Raw genomic sequence first — 20,836 nt, forward strand, 5'->3', positions numbered from 1 at the left:
AACATCCATAACGGGGTAGATGAAAATTGGTTGTGCTTTTTTCATCTTCCGTTACGGGGTGCTTGTTATTACAGGCATCCTTTTATTTTTTCCACTAGCTGCTAAAAACACGATCGCTCTTTTTTAGTCTAAAGTCCAGTAGTAAGCACTTTAGTGCTTATAAAATAAGGACTAAAGTTTTTACTACGAACTTATTAACATTATCTTAAACAGAAAAGTTATTCAGCTCTGGCGCGGAGTGCCGGAGATGGAAAAAGATTTGCAAATCCAGCTTGTCGTTCAGCTAAAGATTCTAGATTGTTGTTCCAAAGACTTTCATAATAAAAGAAAGTTACGCCTAGACCCCGTTCTTGGGCAGCCCGCACCTGAGACTTGATTTGCTGTATGGGAACAGGGTTATTTCGTAACCCTGTCATAATCCCAACTCCAGTTGGAATTCTTTGTTGCGCTTCTTGAATTTCTGTGCGGGAAATATTTGCCACAAAACTTTTTAGATCCGGACGATAAATTTGCACAATTAACTCGTCCACAATATTTTGTCGCATCCAACCTAGCCAATCTTGCAAGTGAAACTTGTAAGCAAAATCATAGTAATTAGGAGAAACAGAGAAAATCGCCTGGGGTTTTCTCTGCTTCACCGCTTGATTAAGTTTTCCCATGAATGCCGTAATTTTATCTGCCCGCCACTTTACCCATGCCGCATCTTGGGAATTTTTTGGGGGAGAATTCTTCGTTTCTTTGGTGTACAAAGCAACTGTATATTGGTCGTAGCCAAACTCGTGAGGCAAACTCATGTGATCGTCAAACTGAATGCCATCGGCATCATATTGGGTAACAGTTTCTAGCACAAGATTAGTGATGAACTGTTGCACTTTTGGATGGAACGGATTGAGCCACATCACTTCACCAGCCGCACTGTTTGAAGTTTGACTACCATCTTGCTTTTGTGTGAACCAATCCGGGTAATTCATTGCTAGTTCTGAGGTTGGGGGAGCCATGAAACCAAACTCAAACCAGGGAATCACTAGCAATCCTTGGCGATGGGCTTGAGTAATCAAGTCTGCCAGAATATCATGTCCATCTGAACCTTTGTAGACAAAAGGTTGAATACCTACACGTTGTGCTAAGGCACTAGGATACATCACATAGCCAGAATTCCACACCACAGGATAAATTGTGTTGAAATTCATCCGCCGCAGTTGACTCACTGCATCCTGCACCTTGTCTCGATTTTTGAGTGTGTCAAAATCATTAGTGGTCATCCAAACCCCGCGAATTTCCTGACGAGGTATCTGTGCGATGGCGCTGAAGCGCCCACCTTCAACGATCCCAGGGGTGAAACTGTCCACCAGCAATACACTAACAAAGGATATTAAAATGAGAATCGGAAAAAGAAACTTGAGTAGTCGCCGCCAACTTTGGACAATAAAAGATGATTTCATAAATTTGAATGATGCATTAGCTACCCACACACGCCATTGCTCGCTTTTACGCTCGAATCTACTACCCATATAGTCTACAAGTATTTATGCTTAGTACAGAATTGATGAGTTGGTAGTTGTTCGTTCCTTGCTTATGGAACTTCTGCACCAAAAAACTAAAACAGACAAATTAAGGTAGTTGACGCAGCTAATAAGTATTTGTGCCCAACAGATATTGGTATTGGGCATTGGGCATTGGGAAAGAGGAGGCAGAAGTTCTTTAATTTTGAATTTTGAATTTTGAATTTTGAATTGATTTCTCCCCCTGCCCCCTGCTCCCGATCTTCACATTCCCCCATGCCCTACCTGTGTCACAATAAAGAACTGTAATAAGAAAAATATTGTTAAGGTAATTTAGTGAGTCCAACTGCTCAATCCACGGCAAGTGCGCGTCGCGTAGTATTTCCTTTTACGGCAATTGTGGGCCAGGAAGAAATGAAACTGGCGCTGCTATTGAACGTGATTGACCCCAAAATTGGGGGTGTAATGATTATGGGCGATCGCGGCACCGGGAAATCCACAACTATTCGGGCGCTGGCGGATCTGCTACCAGAAATTTCTGTGGTTGCTAATGACCCCTTCAGTAGCGATCCTAGCGACCCTGACTTGATGAGCGATGAAGTCCGCCAACTGTTAGAACAAGGGGCGGAAATTCCCATAGTTCACAAAAAAGTCCAAATGGTAGACCTGCCGCTAGGAGCTACAGAAGACCGAGTTTGTGGCACAATCGACATCGAGAAAGCTTTATCTGAAGGTGTCAAAGCTTTTGAACCGGGACTTCTGGCAAAGGCAAACCGGGGCATTCTCTATGTGGATGAAGTCAACTTACTAGATGACCACCTTGTAGACGTGTTACTCGACTCCGCTGCTAGTGGATGGAACACTGTAGAACGAGAAGGTATTTCTATCCGTCACCCAGCGCGTTTCGTGCTTGTGGGTTCTGGAAACCCAGAAGAAGGCGAACTACGCCCCCAACTACTCGATCGCTTTGGGATGCACGCAGAAATTCACACCGTAAAAGAACCAGCTTTGCGGGTGCAAATCGTAGAACAACGGGCGGATTTTGACCAAAACCCGCCAGTATTTCTCGAAAATTATAAACCCCAGCAAGAAGCATTACAACAGCAAATTGTCAATGCTCAACAGCTTTTGCCAGAAGTGAAAATTGACTACGATCTGCGGGTGAAAATTTCTGAAGTCTGTTCAGAACTAGATGTAGATGGTTTGCGGGGTGACATTGTTAGTAACCGCGCTGCCAAAGCCTTAACAGCTTATGAAGGACGCACTGAAGTTACAGTTGATGATATTCATCGTGTAATTACGCTATGTTTGCGTCACAGACTGCGGAAAGACCCTTTAGAATCGATTGATTCTGGCTACAAAGTCGCCAAAGTTTTTAGCCGCGTCTTTGGCGTTGAACTACCAGAAAGTGATACTGCACAAAAGAACGGCACAGGTCAAAAATTAGGAGCTAGGGGTTAAAAGTTAGGAGCGGAGCCGGAAACGCTCCGCCTCCGATGAAGAATTAATAGTTAAGAGTTTTGAATGGAAAGCTGCTTCATATCTCACAACTTTAATTCCTCAATCAGCACTGACTAGATATAACTCCTAACTCTTAACTCTTAACTCCTAACTCTTAACTTAGTACTGAAATATGAGATTTTGGTCTTTTTGGTTCAACAGCTTTGTTTTATCTAGTCAATACAACCCGCCCAGGTTTGTAGAATTATTGATGCTCTTATTAGCGATCGCAATGCTGGCAATAGCCAGTGTTTTACCTGACATACCCTATTTAATCTTAGGCTTGAGCTTAGTAGTTGGGGCATCTATTTCCATCTTAGTGCGGGAAGCGATCGCTCCCTCACCCCAAACACGAATTACCCAACTAACAGCATTCCTATTACTCATCATCAGCCTCTATGGCTTTGCTGATTTAATGTACACTCTTTAAAATTTGTCATTAGTCATTTATTTTTTGTCCTTTGTTATTTGTTTTTTTTAAGCACCAATAACTAATGACTAATGACTAATGACTCCATTTTTGCATTTCCACCAATTCCATACACAAGTCATTAATTTGCTCCAAATCAGGTTTATGAGGTAGGGCAGATTGTTCGCAAACAACTTCCATTTCGGCGACTAAATCTTCTGCTATTTTCATCACCTGTTCATAAGAATACTCACCTTTTAAAATAGCTTTTAAATCCTCAACATCACCAGCTATTCTCCTATCTACAATCACTTCACCTCGCCGCAATATTTCTACTCCACTGCGTAACAATCTAATGCAGTGCATTCCATGTTTGAGGTCAAAACCCGATTTTCTTTCCATTTCTGCCCTAGCCGGATTTCTATTCTCCTGCCAAGATAAGTAAGCCTTCCATTCTCTTAAAGCTATTTGATAGCTTTGACTTTTCTGAAGCAGACGAATAAAATCTTTACGGCTATTGGTTAACTTTTGGGTATATTCCAAAGTTTCATCGGGTAAAGCATATTGTTTTAATACTCCTTTAAAATCAATATCTGCTGTCAGCAATTCATATAATTGTTCTGCTTCTTCTAAAAACTCAATCCGTCCTCTAATTAAGTTATAAAGATACTCTAAAAAAGCATTTAGCTCATCTTTGCTCAGAGGTGCTTCGTCTTCTATAGCGAAGTCAGATGGTAGCGGTTTTTTTTGCGGTGGCTTTAACAACCACTTACGATGAGTTTCCATCTTTTTGATTTGGGCAAAGGCATAACCAGTGTAAGTATGTTTTACCTTCTTGCTCAAAAATAACTGTTTACGATCTATTAAATGCTGTCCGACTGCGTTTAAAAAAGGATAGTTATTCAACCAAAGCAATTCTAAAACATTGGGATTTGCGCCTGCTAATAACTGGAGGATTTTTCTTAATTCATATATAACCGTGTCTTTGTTACCATCAATGAATGGAAATATTCCTGGTTCATCCCAACCAGTATCTTTTTGTTCTATCCGATCGAATCCCAAATAGTACCTTTTGGGCGCAATAAATACTCCCCGATAATCAAAGTCGGAATCAGGACGATTTAAACCATAGCCGTGGCTACCAGCCAAACCAATTAAAATAGTTCTTTGCTCAACTTCTATTCTTTTCATATCATCTGATTAAAATATAGTCATCCTAACTCATGAATTAAGCAGGTGGCGAGATGGATAGTAGAGAAAGGATTTTTAACTCTCTTCAGATTTTGCATAGATACTGTCACAGCATAAATAAAGCTGATAATTGGTACATAACAGCTCTACTTAATCATTTGCAAACAATAAAATCCCCGACTTCTCTAGGAAATCAGGGATTTGAGCCTTGTGTTTAACAGGAATACCCCTAAAGGAGATGACGCAACAGTATCCCCTTGAGGAGCGAAACTTGTCAATCAGTTGTTTCTATACTTTCGGTTTCCTAGAACAGAAATTATCTAGGATTAATGTGGCGTCTATTCCCCCATCCTGGGTTGACGATGGCGGCTAAATCTTCTTCAGATAATTTGCTGATTTCACTATCCAGTTCTTTGGCGTTGAAATCATAGCCACGCTCTTGAGCAATTTTGATGAAGGCTTCTGGATCGGCTGTTGCTTTAAGTCTTTCCTGTAACGCTTGATCTTGTTTTACAGCTTCAAAAAGTCGGGCAGCATTTTCCTGTGTCATGACAATCAATCTCCTGTTTGAAACATCAGGTTTGAATGTAATAGTTTAACTTTTGAGAATTCACTAACTTTTGTAAAGAATTTCTAGATGATACACTGTATATCTCATCTTAAAACAAAGAAGAAAAATGTGTTGATTTTGATAAAAAAATATAAGTTTTAAGCTAATACTAACTAATGTTAATTTTTGGCAGATTCAGCCCTAAGATAGTAGCAATTTTTATCTAAAAAATATTTATTTTGAGTTCTGATAAATACAATTTCCATTCGTGCAAGTGGGCTATGTCTATACTTATGACGACAGTTGGCTAATTTCTCCCCACCCTTGGAAAATGAGCGATCGCACAAAGTAATTAACTGATTTCTCATCTTCAGGCTGACCAGATAGCAATTTAGAGCTTGACTTGACGCCTATTAATAAAATAGTATGTTAGATTGTCTGTCTAATTCCTGCTCGGATCAGGTAGACATATTACAAAGGCTGGCAAAAGCATCTCCACAGGAGATAAAAACCAGCTACCTGTACGGCAACCTCAAGGACAATTCCATGACCTACGCGATTATTGAAACTGGCGGCAAACAAATACGAGTAGAGCCAGGGCGGTTTTACGACATTGAACTGCTGGCGATCGAACCAGATGAAAAAGTTACAATAGATTCCGTATTACTCGTGCAGCACGATGGCGAAGTCACCATTGGACAGCCATTAGTAACAGGTGCGACTGTAGAAGGGACTGTAATGCGACATTACAGAGGTCGTAAAGTCCTGGTATACAAAATGAAGCCGAAAAAGAAAACCCGCAAAAAACGGGGGCATCGTCAGGAAATTACCAGACTTATGATTGATTCCATCACCCTCAATGGTGCAGTGTTTGCTGCCCAAGGAGAACCGGAGAAGGAAACCCCCGTTCTAGATAACACTGCTGCTGAAGAAGTTGAAACCGCTGCTGAATAATAAAAGAAGTAGATACACAAGAGGAAATCATGGCTCATAAGAAAGGAACAGGTAGTACACGCAACGGTCGTGATTCTAATGCTCAACGTCTGGGTGTCAAACGCTATGGCGGTCAAGTTGTACGTGCAGGAAACATTCTCGTGCGTCAACGCGGCACTAAATTCCACCCTGGTAACAACGTCGGTATTGGTAGCGATGACACTTTGTTTGCCTTAATCGATGGTGTTGTAACCTTTGAGAGAAAGGGCAAAACTCGTAAAAAAGTTAGTGTTTATTTACCTACAACTGCTGCTGAGGCAGCTCCTGCTGAAGCAGTAGCAAATTAGAGTATTAGGGTAGGTATCCTGCCCTTGGTGCCAAGTTAAGAGACCTCTTGCAAAAATATATTTTTGCATTCTTAGGGAAAAAGTTAAAGGTAAAGGGAAAATTCTATTTCTTTCCCCTTTACCTCTGCCCCTTACCCTTTACCCCGCTTGCGTGACGAAAGCGAACTACTAGAAAGTAAAAGTTGTGCGAAGTGCGCCTACAATTGCTGTGTCATTAGCACTAAAGCCTTCCGGGCTGAAGATGAAATATACACCAGGGGTAATGGAGATATTGTCATTAACCCGATAGTTATAAAATGTTTCTAAATGATAGGGAGTCGCGTCTTCTGGACGAGAAGCAATTCCTGCTACAGATTCTCGGTAAAGCGGTTGTCCAAAAATGACGGCGGCGGTGTTCCCTTCATGGAATATATCTCTAAAATGCAACCCAGCCGACCAGCTACTAAAGGTTGTTGAGGCATCTACATTCAAGAGATTAGCAAAAAGCAATGCACCTGATAGTGACAGGGATGTTTTCGGCGCAAACCGCCACGTTACTGTTGCACCTACAGAATTTACAGTGATTGGCTCATCAAGAGTTGCTAGTGTCGCGTCACCACCAAACCTCGCCAGCTGTGCTGCATTGGGAGTAAATCGAATAGAAGCAATATCAGCGCTACCCAAGCCTGTACCTAAAATGTTAATTGTGTGGTAGCTGTGTGCATAGTTGATGCCGATATCAATAGTTGAGATTGGTTTGAGGGTCAGTTGTGCAGCGATCGCTTGTGTACCGTTAAAGACACCTGCTCCTAAAGGTGTGTTCAAAAGACCGCGATCTTCTGATATTGGAGCCGAACCACTACCATAAATCACTCCAAGTCCGACTTGTTTTGAAGGATTCCACAAGAAACCAGCACCCGCTAATAAACCCGTACCAGAAGTGCCTCCTGTCATTCTGACAGCAGCGTTGTAACCTGCAAATCGAGAGATTGCACCTTGGCTATCGCTGGCGTAGGGAGTGATGGCAGGAAAAACATCTGTAATCTCTGCATTGGTTGGTTCCAGCAAAGACAACGAATTTCTGAGATAACGGTAAGACATAAGCTAGCTTGTAAAGACTAACTGAGTTTGCTCCGCCATCGGGTTGTAATGTCTGGGGGTTAAAGCCAGGAAATTGAGGTTCAAAGCTTAACTTGGTTGAACCTGCACCAAGAAAACTTGAATTTGGCAGTAATTGGCCTTGAATGGTTCCTCTTTCATAAAATGAACCGCTCGATCTGAAGTTGTAAGCTTGAAGTCCAACAATCAACAAATCACTGCCGTTAAAACTGCTGGTAAGATTGAGCCGGACGCGATTATTGAAGACTAATTTAGCATCTTGGCTGCCTGGTTCTCCACCTGTGGCTGTGGATAAAGAAAAAATCGCTTCGCCATTAAGTTTAGTTGTGGTAGAAAACTGTTGCTTCTCTAAGGTAGCTGTGCGAGGTTCTAAGGCATTTACTCGACCACGCAATGTTGCAAGTTCAGATGCAAATTGTTCTTGAAGTTTTTGGAGAGTAGTTAAATCTTCTTTCTTAACTAAATCACCAGTACTAGTAGCAATCAATTCGTTGATTCTATCTAAGCAAGCATTCAATCCCGCAGCAAATTCATAACGGCTTAAGGCACGATTTCCTTTATAAGTACTGTCAGGATATCCTACAATACAACCGTAACGTTCCACTACCGATTGCAGTGCAAGAAAAGCCCAATCTGTTGTCTTAACATCAGATAATTGAGATACAGAGTTTACTTGAGCGATCGCATTCGATTCTAAAGAATTAAAATTAGTTGAAATTCCGCTATTGTTGTCTTTGTCTGCACTCTCAAAATTGTTTACAATATTATCAGCAATTGATTGAGCATTTACAGGAGATGCACCCAGCGAAATTAAAGCAGTAAGTAAGCACAGCCAACTGACTTTTTTGGTACACATTAACTTGTAGTAATTCACACCCGTTCCTCACACACAAAAGAAAACACCACTGTTTTGTTGCGAATACTGTATTATTCACAAGCTAAAGCTAACTTGCTAAAGCAAGCTATCAAGAATTTAATACGCGAATTGCTGCCGTACAAAATTTCTTTGTACGGAATTCATTCATATAATAATATCTAAGCCAATGTATAGGCTTAGAGTAGTTGCAGCTTTTATTAAGCTCAAAATTGCGATTTTAACAATTACTTAGTCGTTAGGAAAGACTTCATTGCTTGAAAAACTACTTTTTGAAATTTTTAAACTACTTAAACTTTCTAGATACACTATAGTTTTGATAAGTGGTACTTTACCATATATTTTTTACAAAAATAAACACTTTTAAAGTTTTTACTTTTGAGATATATAAAAATAACATTAAAGTATTATCTAAGATTATAAAAAATCAATTTTTGATAATATTAAAATATATAACGCGGTCGTTCGTGCAATCAATAATGAGTTTATTGTCAGGTGAAACAATCGCATTGTCAGGCGAAACAATGCTATTGCAACTCTAAATGACTTGTGTGTATACCGTAGCTTTACAAAGAAAGAGGGCGTTGCAGAGAAAGCGGGATAATTTTGCTAGTTTTGTGGGATGGGCCGAAAAGCCCGTCCCTTGTATTTTAAGAGCTCTCGTGTAGCCCACCTTACAAGAATCATCCCTTGATTCAGCAACGCCAGAAAGAGGTATTGTTAGACAAGAGTGAACAGTCACGTCGATTTTGGATGAAAGGATTTACGATGCAAGGATTAACCTCTCCTTTAAAGAAGAGGCTTCAATGATGATTTTTTGAAATATTCTCCATTTAGGGAGAGGCTTGAAACCTTTTTTAGATTTCAGATTTTGAGTTGAATCCAAAATCCAAAATCTAAAATCTAAAATTGTCTCGGTCAGATTAATAATAGCTGCCAGATTTCCGATGTTCTAAAGCCGTGACACCATCATTTGCCAACACTTCACCGCGATCGATGACGGCATAAATTAACCATCGATCGCCACATTCAAGCTGATTTTGCACCGTACATTCTAAATAGGCTAATGCCTCATTCAGAATTAAACAACCATTAAGAGCAGTTTTTGTGTCAAGATTTGCAAAAGGATTATCCCCTAAAGTGCTGTGACGAGAAAAATAGCGGCGGATATTTCTTCCTTCTTTAAGGATATTCAGCACAAATTTATCGCCGGGATGATGCATTAAATCTGCATTTTGCTCGTTAGCGATCGCAATCATAATTCCAGGCGGGTTAAAAGTTGCCTGAGATACCCAAGAAGTCAAAACCCCTTTGTGAGTTTCTTCATCACGAGTTGTCACAACACACAGAGAACCAACGATCCGACCCACCGCTTGTTCGGTACGATCTATATGGGTTTCTGTGACAATCTGGCGGGAAGTCCGCAGCTTTTTAGTTTTCTTCAAGTTTTGGGCAAAAAAAGCACCTGCTTCTTGACACTGCTGAAGAATCTCAGGAGTCGGACTGAAACGCACGCGAATTGTTTCAAATCCTAGTTGATAATTAGCATCTTTGAGCTTGCTTTCGATTAAATCAATTGCCTCGCCACTCCAACCGTAAGAACCAAACACCCCTGCTAACTTAGTTTTAGCTGCCACCGAGAGAACTATTCCTAAAGCAGTTTGAATTTGAGTCGGTGCATGGCCGCCTAAAGTGGGTGAACCAATAATCAAGCCATCGCAGGTTTCTACAATGCGGTTAATCTCCGCAGAATCGGCTAATTCACAGTTGATTGATTCGACATTAACTCCATTTTGGATCAAACCTTGAGCGATCGCATTTGCCAGAATTGCTGTATTTCCATAAGCAGAAGCATAAAGCAAAGCAACACTCAATTCTTGAGATTTTTGCCCTTGACACCATTGACGGTAATCATAAGTAAAACGACTCAGGCTGTAACGGACAACTGGCCCGTGTGCTGGCGCATAACATCTGGCTCCCAAAAGCGATATTTTATCTAAGGCTACTTCGACTTGTTTGGCTTGGGGTGCATGGAGACATTGAAAATAGTAACGACGTTCCGCATCTAAACCTTTCCAATCTTCATCAAACAAAGTATCTTCGCAAATATGAGCGCCGAATAGTTTGTCTGTGTAAAGTATTTTTGTAGCAGCATCGTAGGTACAAAGTCCATCCGCCCACCGGGGAGTTGGTACGGAGATAAATGATAGAAGATGTCCTTGTCCTAAATTTAGAGTATCTTGCGATCGCATCGCTTGAATAGGTGATTCAAATTCGGGAAAGGCAGTTTTGAGAGCATTGGCGGCGGGACGAGAACAAATGAGAGTGGCTTGAGGAACCAGAGAGAGCAATACTTGCAAAGTTGCTCTGCGGTTCGGATTGACATGACTGAGAACAATGTAATCGAGGGAGATGAAATCTAGATGTTGTGCTAGTTGCTCAAGGTAAATTTCGGTAAAAGATTCGCCAGGAGGGTCAATTAAAGCCTTTTTATCAGCTTGAATCAGATAAGAATTCGCTGTAGTTCCCCGTTGACGGGAATATTCCACCTCAAATTTTAATCTATCCCAAGTTCGCGATCGTAAAATCAGAGTATTTTTACCAATTTCAGCAACTTGTACATCTCTGCTATGGTTGGACGTTAATGTGGCGGCAGACATAATAACCTCTCTTTAATTGGGCATTGGGCATTAGGAGTGCTGAGTAATGAGTAATGAGTAATGAGTTAAGAGTTAGGAGTTTTGTTTATCTCCTTGTCCCCTTGTCTCCCCTGCTCCTCATTTTTAATGACTATTGGTTTGTATGAATTCAGACTTGACTCGGCTTTTATAGCGTTTAGATACTTCTTGTTCGGGATCGATACCTTCAAAAGTAGGGGGTAGCCAAACTCGTAGGAATAGTAGAACTCCTAACACTAATAAAAAGGCACAAGTTGCTAAAACTTGACTCCAACTTGCTTCTAGAACACCTTTAACAATGACTTCTCGCAATGCAGAAACGATAGAAACTTCAACAGCTACCCCAATAGATACTCGATGTTCTTGCAGGTAAATAATCAACAATCGGAATAGCTCAACTAAGATAAGTAAAAAGAGAATATCGGCAGTAACAGCATGAAAATCTAGAGGTGGAAGTAAGGAGAGAAACATATCTCTCACCTGAAGCACCATAAAGCTAAATAAACCAATACACAAACAAATCACAATCACATCTTGGATAAATTCCAAGGTTCGGACAACGCGCCCTCGATTAATTTCGTACATGCTAATCGGGGTATTTTCAACAGATTTATACATAGTTTTTAGGAGACGCAATTCATCGCGTCTGTACAAAAGTGGGTAGAGACGCGATGAATCGCGTCTGTGGGGAGCAGAGGAGCAGAGGAAGAAGAATTATTAATTATTGACAAATGACAAATGACAAATGACAAATGACCATTTAATAATGATTGCCAATTTTGCGATGATGGGCAGCAGTAAGTGCATGTAAGTTGGCAACTCTTCCAGTTTGGACTGTGCTATAAATTACCCAATGATCTCCACAATCCATACGGCTAGTAATTTCACATTCCATGTAAGCTAGAGCTTCAGCTAAAACGGGCGATTCATTTTTAGCTGGATATGTTTTCACTCCCGCAAATCTATCTGCGCCAGGAGCAAAACGCTTGAGGAAATGTTTCATTAATCCTTGATATTTGCCTTCTTCTAAAACATTTAAAACAAAGCGATCGCCAACGTGCATCAAGGATTCAATTGCCCGATCTTTGGATACTGCGATCGCTACTCCCAAAGGCTCAAGACTGGCTTGTGTCACCCATGAAGCCAACATCGCACTCTGAATTTCTCCTTTTTTGGCGGTGATAATATACAATCCTGTGCTAATCCGCCCTAAAGCTTTTTCTAGCTCGGTATTGATAGATTTGATTTGTTTTATGGTGCGATCGCGGGTTAACCATTGACCCATATCTGTTCCCGCTTCATCACAAAGTTGTTCCGTTGCTTGGGTAGGAATTTCCTTAACTAAAATAGGTGGAAAAGCTTCAGTTAATCCCAGTTCTTGAAACTTATTGCGTAACGGGTAAATTGGTTCATCTTCTCCCCCTCCCGACTCTAATAAACCAATTGCTTGTTTCTTATGAACAGCAGCTAAAATTGTACTTAAAGCCGCTTGAGCTATTACTGAAGATTGGGCTGGCATGGCAATTATTAAACCAGAAGCTTGTGTAACTAATTCTCGAACTTCTTGAGGCTCGGCACTATTGAAGTCTACTAACTCTATTGCCACGCCTGTTTTCGCGCATCCATGAGCTATTGTACGGACTAAATGTTCGCTATGCCCGTAATCTTCAACATAAAATAGAGTTACTAAAGTCTCTGTTTTTGCTTGTTCTAAACTCCAGTTTTGATATCGTCCCAGCCATTCGGAGATATAGTTTTGTAATAAAGGGCCATGTCCTGTAGCAACTGTTGCTATTTCTAACTTTTCAATCCGTTTTAAAGCTGCCAAGACAGACCGGGCATTCGGCCCCATGAGACAATCATAGTAATATTTAAAATCTTCCTCAAGTAAGGTGATATTTTCATCATAAGTGTGGTCATCACAGTAGTGCATCCCAAACACATCGCAAGTGTAGAGTGTGGAAGTTTTGCGATCGTAGGTCAAGATTGTGTCAGGCCAGTGTAAGTTAGGTGCAGAGATAAATTCTAATTCGTGTCCGTTGCCTAAATCTAAGCGATCTCCACTTTTCACTTGTATTGATTTAAAAGGCTGGTGAACCATATTTTCTAAAAATTGAATAGCTACCTTTGCAGCAACAACAGTAATGGAAGGAGCTAATTCTAAAATATCTTTCACTAAGCCACTGTGGTCTGGTTCTGTATGGCTAATAATCAAGTAATTTATCTTAGTTGGATCGATTAATCCCGTCACTACCTCAAGATATAATTGCTCAAACTTGTGGTGAGATGTGTCAACTAAGGCAACTTTTTCTCCTTGAATTAAGAAAGAATTATAAGTTGTACCATTCCGTAAACCGAACTCGATATCAAAACGTTCTCTATCCCAATCGAGACAACGTATAGCAGTCGTTTGAGGAGCAATTTCGACAGTTTCAATCGTCAAACGTCCAGGATTGGAAATAACTTGAGTAAGCTGTGTGAGTGCAATCATTTCTTTTCTCCAAAAGAATATTATCTGGAGCGAGTGTTATGTTTCTTATATTTACCTGAAACACTCAATTAGTAAAATGCTAATTTCTAAAGCTAATGATTAGAAAGATTTATTCATCATTTAGCTTGACTTACCATTGAATTACTCAATGTTTATCATTATTTTTATATTCGATAATGAACGTGAGAAAATGCAAATTCTAAGTTAGAATCTTGACAGATGTCGTTAACCTTTATTACTCCTCCTCTACAACAAATCAACAGCGAAATCGCCCGTTATGCTGGTGTTGAACTGTATGTGCTGCGTCTGGATCTCATGCACCCGTGGGTTAACGGCAATAAATGGTTTAAGCTGAAATACAATCTTTTAGAGGCCAAGGAGAAAAATTTCACAACACTGCTAACCTATGGCGGCGCTTATTCCAATCACATCTATGCAACTGCGGCGGCTGGTAATCTTTTCGGTTTTCGCACCATCGGCGTAATTCGTGGAGAGGAGAGGCTACCATTAAATGCAACGCTGAGTTTTGCTGTACAACAGGGTATGCAGCTTGTGTATCTAAACCGCGAAATGTATCGACAGCACAACACACCAGCACTACAGGAATATCTGCGACAAAGTTTCGGCGAGGTGTTTATCATTCCCGAAGGCGGGAGTAATTTAAATGGTGTGCGCGGCTGCACAGAAATAGTTAGTGATGCGACGATCGCCTTTAATCATATATGCGTAGCCTGCGGTACAGCCACCACACTAGCAGGTATTGCGCTTTCGTTGCATGAAAGACAAAGAGCGATCGCTTTTCCCGTATTGAAAAATGGGACATTTCTTGCGCAAGAAATCGAAAGTTTATTGACAAATTACCTCGCCTCTGATTTACCTACACCATATAATTCTCCCGCTTCCTGGGAATTGGTATGTGATTATCATTTCGGCGGCTATGCAAAAGTGAACGACGAGTTAATACTGTTTAGCCAACAGTTTACACAGGAACATGGCGTACCCCTCGATTACGTATATACCGCCAAAATGTTTTACGGAGTGATGGATTTACTACAGCAGGGATTTTTTTGTAGAAGCGATCGCTTGTTGCTAGTACACACAGGCGGCTTACAGGGCAATGCTGGGATAGAGGAAAGGTTGCAGAGATTTTCTAAAATCTGAGTTGCCACTTAATTAAATATCAGTTACCTTTGTATGGAATTTTACTGAATTAAGTGAAATTTACACATCAATCTTGATATTTACTCAACGTTAGGTAAGGTTAATTCAATGTTTACATCTACTGAACGCATAAAGCCGGATGCTCAGACTATTCCTCTCTATTTGGAAAATCTTCTCTCACATAAGTATCAAATTCCAACCTTTCAAAGAGATGTTGTCTGGGAAAAAGAGAATGTTAAAAAACTTTGGGATAGTATTTATAAGTTTTATCCTTTAGGAAGTATTCTAATTTGGAAAACTAATACAAAGCTAGAAAGTCATAGAGAAATAGGTGGCATAAAATTTGCTGATAATTTTTACTCTAATGAGTATCAGTACATTTTAGATGGACAACAAAGAACAACTTCTTTATTAACATCAATACATGGAGGTAAGATTGCTAATAACGAAAATTTTGATCCAACATTATATATAGATTTAACTATTGAGCTTACTGATGCAACTGATGATACAAGCTATACAAAAAGGTTTTTGTTTTGGGACGAAATCGATGATAGAGATGGTCAGCTAAAAGCAAATATTGGAAAAAAACAACGTTATCAAGATAAACTAATTGTCAGCTTAATAGATATCATTAAAGATCGTGGGGAAATAGAAAGAAATATTTATACGAGTGTTAATGGAGAATTCGATCATCCTTACATGCAACAATTTAGGAGAATTAGAGAAGTTTGCGCTAATTACAAAATTTCCTTTATTGAGTTAAGAGGTATTGAAGTTGCGGAAGTTTGTCAAATATTTGAGCGGATTAATCAAGCTGGTAAACCCTTGGATATCTTTGATATTGTGGTTGCTAAGACCTTTCGTTCTGAAAATAAGACAAATAATATCTCTGGATTTTATCTTCGTGAATTATTTGATAAATTTAAACAAACTATTTATAGCAGTCAATATGCCAATATTGATAATTGGACATTGCTACAGATGCTAGCTGTAGTGGTAAAACTTGAATTTCCCGAAGCTGGGATACAAAATATTACTGATATGTATCTTAATAAGCTAAAAACAGAACATATTGAAGCTGTATGGTCTAATTTTAAAATAGCTGTTGCTAAAACTTTTGATTTCTTTGATAATATTTTGCATATTAAAGGTGGAAGATTAATCCCTTACCGATATTTTTACCTGACTATTACAGCATATTTTTATCGGAATGATAAACCAGATTATAGTTTTTTAAATAAATATTTTTGGTATTATAGTTTTCATAATGCAGATTTACTAACAAACACTACACACCTCTGGGAACATATATACTTTGTTAATCAACAAAAGGTTAATAGTACTTACTCATTCAATAAGTTTGATATTGATAAAAATTCGCTTAGAAAATCCTTTTACAGTTATAGAGGTCGCTTATCCAGAGCAATCTTATCACTTTATGCAAACCACAAGCCGCAAGATTGGGCAAAACCTCATAGAGATGTTTTGTCTAATGTTTATTATTTGTTAACAGATAAGCCTAACTTACACCATATATTTCCAGTTAACTTTATTAAGCAAAGTGGCATTGCTAGTCAAATAGAATGTGACAGCTTGATGAATATTGCCTATTTGTCTCAAATAACTAATTTGAAAATTAGCGATAAAAATCCATTAGATTATCTCAAAGAATATGACGAGCCTGGTTTAGAGGCAGTGCTACGTTCTCATCTTATACCGACGATCATTCTTGAATGGTCAAGAGCCGATGCACTTCCAGAAAACGCCCTAAGTATTTTTATTGAAGAAAGGGTAAACCTCTTATTAGAGGCTTTGAGGCTGAAGTTAGAAGGAATTGAATTTAATGTTTTTGATATGGGGAATCGCACAGATAATATTTAGTTTTAGAAAAGCGATTGTCTAAAGAAGAGATATTGCTGGCTTTTATGCTTACCGTTTATTTTGTAAACTTTGAATGGTAGCGATCGCATGTTTGGCTACAATATCAATCTCCTCTTCTGTATTAAACCTGCCAATACCAAACCGCACGGAGGCATAAGCTAGCTTTTCTGAATGTCCCAATGCTGTGAGAACATGGGAAGGTGCAGTATTTGTTGACGAGCAAGCAGAACCAGAAGATATAGCCATTACTGGCTGCAATCCCAGCAAAAGCGCGGCTCCATCCACTCCCTCAACACTGATACTCAAGTTTCCCGCCAATCGCTGTTGAGGATGTCCGTTGAGATGAATTCCTTCAACTTGCGATAGCTGTTCCCATAATCTTTGCCTTAATTGGGTGAGGCGTTGGGTTTCTGTTGCTTGTTCAGCCAAAGCGATTTCTACAGCTTTGCCAAAGCCGACAATTTGCGGTGTATACAATGTACCAGAACGCATTCCCCGCTCATGTCCGCCGCCGTGCTGCTGGGGAGCCAGTTGTACTCTGCGATCGCGTCTGCGGACGTATAGCGCTCCAATGCCTTTAGGCCCATATACTTTATGTGCTGTTAAAGACATCAAATCAATTTTCATCGCTTGCACATCTAAAGGAATTTTACCAATAGCTTGCGCTGCATCGGTGTGGAAAATGATTTGGTGTTCATGGCACATTTCTCCAATTTCTGCCAAAGGCTGTAACACGCCAATTTCATTATTTGCAGCCATCACCGAGACTAAAATCGTTTCAGGACGGAAAGCTTTTTTTAACTCAGTTAAATCAATCAATCCATCTTTCTGGACAGGGAGAATAGTAATTTCAAAACCGAGACTTTTTAAATAATTACAAGGATCGATTACTGCATTATGTTCAGTAGCAATAGTAATAATATGCTGACCTTTTTTAAAATAAGCTTCCGCAACACCTTTTATAGCTAAATTATTTGCTTCCGTTGCACCACTCGTAAACACAATTTCTTCTGGTGTGGCATTGATTGCTGCTGCTAAAATTTCTCGCGTTTGTTTCACAGCAGCTTCTGCTTCCCAACCATAAACATGACTAATACTTGCTGGGTTGCCAAATTTTTCTGTGAAGTAGGGAATCATTGCTGCTAATACTCGTTCATCTACGGGTGTAGTAGCGTGGGAATCAATGTATATAGAACGAATAGACATAATTATTAACTCAAAACCTTACTCAGTTTTTTTAATACACTTAAAACCTGGTACAGTTCACTTTCTCGTTTCAAAAGTGTAAATTGGTCAGACATAGCATACTTTAGCTGATTCTCTTTGATAAGTTTCAGAAAAATAAAATCACTACCATTTGTTACTAATCCAAAAACAGGTTTGTCTTGACTAGGATTAGCCAACATATAAGCCAGTGCTTGGGGTATGGCTTCTAAAAGAGAAAAACTAGCCCTTTTAGATTCAATTACTAACAACCACAACTTTTCTTGAATAACTAGAACATCAATACGTCCTCTAATAATTTCTTCTTCATCTTCCAAGGAAATTTCAATAGATTCTTCAGTAGCGATAAAAAATGGCTCTTGATAGAATCCTGCCAAGTCTAATAAAGGAGATAGCACTATCATCTTAACTGCACTTTCTAAGAGCGGTGGGTGTTTTACCAATCTCATAAAGTTAGTTTTTACCCTGTCTAGATATTGCTTTTCTATATCTGTGATTTCTGGGAGAGTGTCAAACCACTCTGTAAAAAAATCTTCATTTTCAGCTTGTTTCAGACCAAACTTTGCTTCTAAATCAGCAAGGCTGACATTATGCGCTGGAATGGCTTTAACCATAATATTATTCAACTGAATATACTACTATCTAACAGTTTGAGTTGTTACTTTGATGATAACGTTACTGGTTTCCACATTGATTTGACCAATTTGACTCACTTGGAATTTTACGTGGCTGCTAATTCCCGTAATTTAGTTAAAACTGCTTGAGCATGACCTTTGGTTTTTACGTTGGGCCAAGTATAGACAATAATTTTATCCGGTGAAATTAAAAAAGTTGACCGAGCAACACTCATATATTCTTTACCCATAAATTTTTTCAATCGCCAAGCGCCGTAGGCTTCGATTAAAAGATGTTCTGGGTCGCTTAAAAGGGCGATCGCCAAGTTATGTTTGCTGATAAATTTACAATGGGATTTACCCAAATCTGGACTTACGCCTAAGATTTTTGCTCCCAGTGCGCTGAAGTCTTGATACAACTCGGTGAAATCTTTCGCTTCGGTGGTACAGCCCGGTGTATCATCTTTGGGGTAGAAGTAGAGGACAACCCACTGACTGCTGAGGTCGTCAAGAGTGACTAAATTGCCATTTTGGTCAGGAGTGGAGAAATCTGGCGCTGGTTGTCCGACTTGGGGAATGTTGCTCATGATGGGAGTGTGAGAAATTGTGTAGGCGTAGGCCGCCCTTATATCGCTTTAGAATTGTACATATATTGAGCGATCGCCTACGCACGTAACCATTCATAATTTGCTGATAATGCCTAAAGATATGCAACGCCAATTTACCAACCGCGATGAATTGGTAGCCTACCTGCGCGAACAATTCCCAGGTGCAGCAGAACGCGATAACCACATCAGCGAAACTGTGGGGGGACGCAAAGCGGCAGAAACAGCGCTGCAAAAAATCGACCCCCTTCGCTACGCCCAAACACGTAATTTTTTCGCAGGTGCTATCACGCGTCTTTCACCTTACATCCGCTATGGCGTTTTGAGTTTGCGAGAAATTCGAGATTATGTCCTCAACCAAGTACAGCAACAAGAGGATGCTACAAAACTAATTAACGAATTAGGTTGGCGCGACTACTGGCAACGGTTGTATATGAAGTTGGGGGATGAAATCTGGAAAGACCAGGAAGAGTACAAAACTGGTTATACCGTGGGCGAATATGCACCCGAATTGCCGCAAGATATCAGAGAAGGAATTACAGGCAGGGTTTGCATTGACAGTTTCAGTCGTGATTTGAGAGAAACTGGTTATCTACATAACCACGCCCGAATGTGGCTAGCGGCTTATATTGTGCATTGGCGGCGTATTCGTTGGCAAGCTGGAGCCAAATGGTTTCTTGAGCATCTTTTAGATGGAGATCCTGCTAGTAATAATATGTCATGGCAGTGGGTTGCTAGCACCTTTAGTCAGAAACCGTATTTTTTCAACCGTGAAAACTTAGAACGCTACACCAAAGGCATTTATTGCCAGAAATGTCCCCTTTACGGTCATTGTGATTTTGAAGGCAGTTATGAAGAATTAGAACAGCGACTTTTTCCCAAAGGCGAATTTAGCAAACAACCTAATAGCCAAAGTTGGCAACGTGATAAAAAAGGGAAGAGGAGCAGGGGGAGTGGGGGAAGCAGAGGGGCAGGGGGAGCAGAGGGGCAGGGGGAGCAGGGGAAGAAGAACTATTAATTATTGTCTAATACCCAATGCCCAATGCCCCATGCCCAATGCCCCATAACAAATGACAAATGACAAATGACAAATGACTAAACCAATTGTTTGGGTACATGGAGATTGCCTCAGTCCAAATAATCCCACATTTCAAAAATACCCTGATGCCCCAGCTATCTGGGTTTGGGACGAGGCTTTGATAGAGGAATGGCAATTGAGTCTTAAACGTCTGACTTTTATCTACGAATGTTTGCTAGAGTTACCTGTTGTTATTCGCCGTGGCAATGTGGCACAAGAAATTTTAGCTTTTGCTCAAGAACATGATGCTAATTTAGTTGTCACAGCTAATAGTCCCAGTCCCCGATTTGATGATATCTGTAATCAAATGGAGCGTTCTATAGCAGTGGAAGTGTTAGAGATAGAACCATTTTTTGGCTATGACGGCTATATTGACTTGAAACGGTTCTCGCGCTATTGGAAAGTGGCGCAAAATTATGTTTATCAAAAGCCCTCACCCTAAATCCCTCTTATAAATTGGGCTACAGCGTACACACAAGTCCTAAAAAGCTTGTTTGATACGACTTTCCTCGTTCCCAGTCTCCGACTGGGAATGCATTCATTGAGTCTTTGACTCAATAGACATCTCCGAAAACCGCCCAAGTATCTCTGTGACTAACTTATAGGGTGCGATCGCCAGTGAGAGCAATTAGCTAGTTTCGACGAGAGAATAGGAGTTTGAGATGTTTGTTGTTAATAATCCGACAAAAAAACGTGG

The 20,836-nt window shown here is 40.0% G+C and carries 19 protein-coding genes; 8 read left to right on the forward strand and 11 right to left on the reverse strand.

The window, feature by feature from the left end; all coding sequences use genetic code 11:
• Positions 1-218: 218 nt before the first annotated feature.
• Complete coding sequence (locus RMY32_RS05795; RefSeq protein ID WP_322714217.1) at positions 219-1,511, reverse strand: glycoside hydrolase family 10 protein; 1,293 nt, start codon at positions 1,509-1,511, stop codon at positions 219-221.
• Between the two features lie 327 nt (positions 1,512-1,838).
• On the opposite strand from RMY32_RS05795, the gene bchI reads away from it, so the two are divergent.
• Positions 1,839-2,963, forward strand: coding sequence for a magnesium chelatase ATPase subunit I (gene bchI / locus RMY32_RS05800; RefSeq protein ID WP_322714218.1), 1,125 nt, complete (start codon positions 1,839-1,841; stop codon positions 2,961-2,963).
• 172 nt (positions 2,964-3,135) lie between these two features.
• Positions 3,136-3,432: a hypothetical protein gene (locus tag RMY32_RS05805; protein ID WP_322696695.1), complete on the forward strand. Its 297-nt coding sequence runs from the start codon at positions 3,136-3,138 to the stop codon at positions 3,430-3,432.
• Positions 3,433-3,507: 75 nt separating this feature from the next.
• On the opposite strand, the gene RMY32_RS05810 is transcribed toward RMY32_RS05805, so the two are convergent.
• Positions 3,508-4,602, reverse strand: a complete 1,095-nt coding sequence (locus RMY32_RS05810) for a DNA polymerase beta superfamily protein (RefSeq protein ID WP_322714219.1) — start codon at positions 4,600-4,602, stop codon at positions 3,508-3,510.
• A 316-nt stretch (positions 4,603-4,918) separates the two neighbouring features.
• Positions 4,919-5,152: a Nif11-like leader peptide family natural product precursor gene (locus tag RMY32_RS05815; RefSeq protein WP_322714220.1), complete on the reverse strand. Its 234-nt coding sequence runs from the start codon at positions 5,150-5,152 to the stop codon at positions 4,919-4,921.
• A gap of 546 nt (positions 5,153-5,698) precedes the next feature.
• On the opposite strand from RMY32_RS05815, the gene rplU reads away from it, so the two are divergent.
• Positions 5,699-6,106 (forward strand): 50S ribosomal protein L21, encoded by a 408-nt coding sequence (gene rplU, locus RMY32_RS05820; RefSeq protein WP_289800080.1) that lies wholly within the window; start codon positions 5,699-5,701, stop codon positions 6,104-6,106.
• Between the two features lie 29 nt (positions 6,107-6,135).
• Positions 6,136-6,432, forward strand: coding sequence for a 50S ribosomal protein L27 (gene rpmA / locus RMY32_RS05825; RefSeq protein ID WP_322714221.1), 297 nt, complete (start codon positions 6,136-6,138; stop codon positions 6,430-6,432).
• 168 nt (positions 6,433-6,600) lie between these two features.
• On the opposite strand, the gene RMY32_RS05830 is transcribed toward rpmA, so the two are convergent.
• The 5 genes from RMY32_RS05830 to RMY32_RS05850 form a co-directional block, all read right to left on the reverse strand.
• Positions 6,601-7,479 (reverse strand): iron uptake porin, encoded by an 879-nt coding sequence (locus RMY32_RS05830; RefSeq protein WP_322714222.1) that lies wholly within the window; start codon positions 7,477-7,479, stop codon positions 6,601-6,603.
• Positions 7,412-8,404: an iron uptake porin gene (locus tag RMY32_RS05835; RefSeq protein WP_322714223.1), complete on the reverse strand. Its 993-nt coding sequence runs from the start codon at positions 8,402-8,404 to the stop codon at positions 7,412-7,414. The genes RMY32_RS05830 and RMY32_RS05835 overlap by 68 nt, the downstream gene beginning before the upstream one ends.
• Before the next feature lie 923 nt (positions 8,405-9,327).
• Positions 9,328-11,064, reverse strand: a complete 1,737-nt coding sequence (locus tag RMY32_RS05840; protein WP_322714224.1) for a diflavin flavoprotein — start codon at positions 11,062-11,064, stop codon at positions 9,328-9,330.
• Between the two features lie 123 nt (positions 11,065-11,187).
• On the reverse strand, positions 11,188-11,700 hold the full coding sequence (locus RMY32_RS05845) for a phosphate-starvation-inducible PsiE family protein (RefSeq protein ID WP_322714225.1): 513 nt from the start codon (positions 11,698-11,700) through the stop codon (positions 11,188-11,190).
• 142 nt (positions 11,701-11,842) lie between these two features.
• Positions 11,843-13,573, reverse strand: coding sequence for a diflavin flavoprotein (locus RMY32_RS05850; RefSeq protein WP_322714226.1), 1,731 nt, complete (start codon positions 13,571-13,573; stop codon positions 11,843-11,845).
• Positions 13,574-13,792: 219 nt separating this feature from the next.
• On the opposite strand from RMY32_RS05850, the gene RMY32_RS05855 reads away from it, so the two are divergent.
• Both RMY32_RS05855 and RMY32_RS05860 read left to right on the forward strand, forming a co-directional pair.
• A complete protein-coding gene (locus RMY32_RS05855) occupies positions 13,793-14,734 on the forward strand; it encodes a 1-aminocyclopropane-1-carboxylate deaminase/D-cysteine desulfhydrase (protein ID WP_322714227.1) in 942 nt (313 codons plus the stop codon).
• 108 nt (positions 14,735-14,842) lie between these two features.
• Positions 14,843-16,618, forward strand: coding sequence for a DUF262 domain-containing protein (locus RMY32_RS05860; protein WP_322714228.1), 1,776 nt, complete (start codon positions 14,843-14,845; stop codon positions 16,616-16,618).
• Between the two features lie 48 nt (positions 16,619-16,666).
• Here RMY32_RS05860 and RMY32_RS05865 read toward each other — a convergent pair whose 3' ends face one another.
• The 3 genes from RMY32_RS05865 to RMY32_RS05875 all read right to left on the reverse strand — a co-directional run bounded on the left by RMY32_RS05865 (position 16,667) and on the right by RMY32_RS05875 (position 19,043).
• The gene (locus RMY32_RS05865; protein ID WP_322714229.1) at positions 16,667-17,824 is read right to left on the reverse strand and encodes an IscS subfamily cysteine desulfurase; all 1,158 of its coding nucleotides are present in this window, start codon (positions 17,822-17,824) and stop codon (positions 16,667-16,669) included.
• A gap of 5 nt (positions 17,825-17,829) precedes the next feature.
• Positions 17,830-18,456, reverse strand: coding sequence for a type I restriction endonuclease (locus RMY32_RS05870; protein ID WP_322714233.1), 627 nt, complete (start codon positions 18,454-18,456; stop codon positions 17,830-17,832).
• Between the two features lie 107 nt (positions 18,457-18,563).
• Positions 18,564-19,043 (reverse strand): peroxiredoxin, encoded by a 480-nt coding sequence (locus tag RMY32_RS05875; protein WP_322714230.1) that lies wholly within the window; start codon positions 19,041-19,043, stop codon positions 18,564-18,566.
• A gap of 109 nt (positions 19,044-19,152) precedes the next feature.
• Between RMY32_RS05875 and RMY32_RS05880 the strand changes: the two genes are divergently transcribed.
• Together RMY32_RS05880 and RMY32_RS05885 are read left to right on the forward strand one after the other, a co-directional pair.
• Entirely contained in the window at positions 19,153-20,079 is a 927-nt protein-coding gene (locus tag RMY32_RS05880) for an FAD-binding domain-containing protein (protein ID WP_322714231.1), read from the forward strand.
• Between the two features lie 73 nt (positions 20,080-20,152).
• The gene (locus RMY32_RS05885) at positions 20,153-20,581 is read left to right on the forward strand and encodes a hypothetical protein (RefSeq protein ID WP_322714232.1); all 429 of its coding nucleotides are present in this window, start codon (positions 20,153-20,155) and stop codon (positions 20,579-20,581) included.
• Positions 20,582-20,836: the final 255 nt, after the last annotated feature.

This window comes from Nostoc sp. ChiSLP03a (genome assembly GCF_034531215.2).
In the GTDB taxonomy this organism is placed as follows: Bacteria; Cyanobacteriota; Cyanobacteriia; order Cyanobacteriales; family Nostocaceae; genus Nostoc.